At 67.4% G+C, this 2,488-nt stretch carries 2 protein-coding genes; both read right to left on the bottom strand.

Annotation, left to right across the window (positions count from 1 at the left end; translation table 11 throughout):
- Positions 1–382 precede the first annotated feature (382 nt).
- On the bottom strand, positions 383–511 hold the full coding sequence (locus tag VIB55_RS05055) for a hypothetical protein (RefSeq protein WP_331074473.1): 129 nt from the start codon (positions 509–511) through the stop codon (positions 383–385).
- Positions 512–941: 430 nt separating this feature from the next.
- The gene (locus VIB55_RS05050; RefSeq protein ID WP_331875579.1) at positions 942–2,333 is read right to left on the bottom strand and encodes an aminotransferase class V-fold PLP-dependent enzyme; all 1,392 of its coding nucleotides are present in this window, start codon (positions 2,331–2,333) and stop codon (positions 942–944) included.
- Positions 2,334–2,488 lie beyond the last annotated feature (155 nt).

The following is a 2,488-nucleotide window of genomic DNA, read 5'->3' as shown; positions in this document are numbered from 1 at the left end:
CGGGGGGCACGCTCCTTCACCCGCGGCCCAGGGCGGCTCTCGTACTCGCTCAAGCGGTGTCTCCTGTCTGTCACGTGAAATCGCGGGCCGCGAAATCTGCCCCGCGTCGGTCCACGCTGCATCCATTCAACGCGTCAATTTATCCGATGCAACTTGTTGTGTCAAATGGAGTTAGATGATTGTACCGGCGATTTCCGGCGCTCCGTCCGCACGGTTCGCTCGCGGGCCAGGTAATCCCGAAGGCCCGCGTTGCGTGCGGAGGAGAGCCCCTGTGCATGCGCCGGGCCACGGTTCGGTTTCGGCCCCAAACGCAGAGGCGCGGACGCCCCGAAAGGGACATCCGCGCCTCGGATGACGATGGGTTCTCGCCGTGGGCGGAAACTTACATTCCCGCCGCGCGAAGCTGGTCCAGGTCCAGGCGAGGCTGGGCCGGGGTAAGCTGCGGCCGCTTCTCTCCTTCGGCCTCGCGCGCCTCTTCCTGGCGCTGCTTGACGACCGTAAGGCTTGCCACGATAGCCGCGATGGCAATCAATCCGACTCCCAAGGTGCGAATAAGCGCCTCCAAGCGGGGGGTTCGTGGCGCGCCGTCCGGTGCGTCCTGCAGTCGGACTGGCAGTTTCCATGCCGAACGAGCGTTCGTTACGCATCACACACGTAAACGGTTGCACTCGTGACGGAAATCCTGCGTTCCTGCTCGCCATCTGATCGTACAACGCGCGAGTCATGCGTTTCCTGACATCCCCGGAAAACGCATTCGATCGCGGTGCTGAGTGGACCTTTCGTGTTGCGCTGTCCACCCGTGGGGACACGCTGAGCACCCGAGGGATCACGCAGAAACAAGCGGAGGAGCAGAGACCGGTTTCTCTGCTCCTCCATGCTCCCTCGTTCGGGCTCAGGACGCGCCCGGGATCTCGGACGCGCCGCGCTTAGCACGCTCCGCCTCAGTCCACCGTGGCGAGCGCGGGCAAGGCCGCGCCGTAGCCGAATTCCACGCCCTGGTCGCGGAAGCTGCCCAGCACCTCCATCAGCCGGTCCAGGTCCGCCCGATTGGAGGCGATGCCCACGGATACGCGGACCGCACCCACGGGGTGGTCGCTCATGCAGTCCGAGAACAGCTGGATGTTGAACGTTTCCGGGGTGAGCGTCTTGATGCAGCGGAAGGCGTCCTCGTCGCGATACTCGAAGGCGCACTCCGCCGCGCCGGGATTGCAGAAGAAGCCGGTGCGCAGCGAGAGGGTCGCCTCGTTGGCCCGCTGCTCCACGGCGCGGAAGTCGATGGGCTCGCCCGCGGGGTCCAGCAGGTTGAAGGCGATGGTGCCCCCGCGGTCCGTCATGTCCGACGGGCCGTAGAAGCGCACCATGGGCGCGCCGTCGCTGTGGGTGAGGCTCGCCAGGCGGTCCAGCAGGTCGCGCGTCAGCTCCATCACGTGCGCGTTGATGCGCCCGATGCCGATCCGTTCCAGGAAGTCCAGCCCGGTCGAGACCGCGGCGATGCCCAGGTAGTTGAGGGTGCCGTCCTCGAAGGCCCGCCCGGTGACGTGCTGCAGGTGCACGCGGTTTTGCGCGGACACGAAGCGCACGGTGCCGCCGGCGAACCAGGGCCGGTGCAGCTCGCCCAGCGCGTTGCGGCGGGCCAGCAGCACCCCCACGCCCGTGGGAAAGCCGAACATCTTGTAGAACGACACGCACACGAAGTCCGGCGCCACCCGCGACAGGTCCAGCGGGTTGGTGGGCACGAAGGCCGCCGCGTCGAGCACCACGTGGTAGCCCTGGTCGTGGGCCAGGCGTACCAGCTCCAGCGGATGCTTCACTCCGGAGAAGTTGGACTGCGCGGGAAACGCGAACAGGTTGTGCTTGCCGCGCTCGGCCCCGGCCAGGTGCGCCCGCACGTCGTGAAGGCGAAGGTCCGGGCCCAGCGGCACGTAGCCTACCTCGGCGCCGTGGGCGGTGGCGAACTCGCGCAGGCCGTTGACGGAGTTGTGGTTGTCGGCCGTCAGCAGGAAGCGGCCGCCTGGCTCCCAGGGGTACGCCTCGCCCACCAGCTTCAGCGCGCCGCTGGCGTTCAGGGTGAACACCACCTCGTACAGCTCGGGATCGGCGTTGAAGTACGCCAGCACGCGGCTCCGCGCGTCTTCGCACAGCTGCGTGGCCGCCAGCGAGGTGGGGTTCCGTGAATGCGGGTTGCCGAAGACGCTGTTGCACAGCAGGTCGGCGTTGGCTTGCACCTGCGACTCGGCGTACAGCCCGGCGCCGGTGTAGTCCAGGTACACGTGCCCCAGCCGGTCCAGCCGGCTGAACTCGCGTTGCCGCAACTGCTCGAAGGTTTCGTGCATCCGGGCGCTCCTGCTCGGGACGTGGAATGCTGAAAGGTAGAGGTGCGGCGGGCAACGGGGTAGTGGGCTGTGGTTTGGGCGATCGATGACGCCGAGCCCTCGGCCCTGCTGGGGCGGCTGAAGTCGCGGCAACGACGGCCCGAAGTCCGCCTTCG

Source organism: Longimicrobium sp. (assembly GCF_036554565.1).
Taxonomy (GTDB): Bacteria; Gemmatimonadota; Gemmatimonadetes; order Longimicrobiales; family Longimicrobiaceae; genus Longimicrobium.
The sequence above is the reverse complement of the archived record's forward strand: the minus strand, read 5'-3'. Positions and strand labels throughout refer to the sequence as shown.

Bases quoted from the DNA above. Each gene is read 5' to 3' on its own strand.
- VIB55_RS05050 (WP_331875579.1), bottom strand. From the start codon at position 2,333: ATGCACGAAACCTTCGAGCAGTTGCGGCAACGCGAGTTCAGCCGGCTG.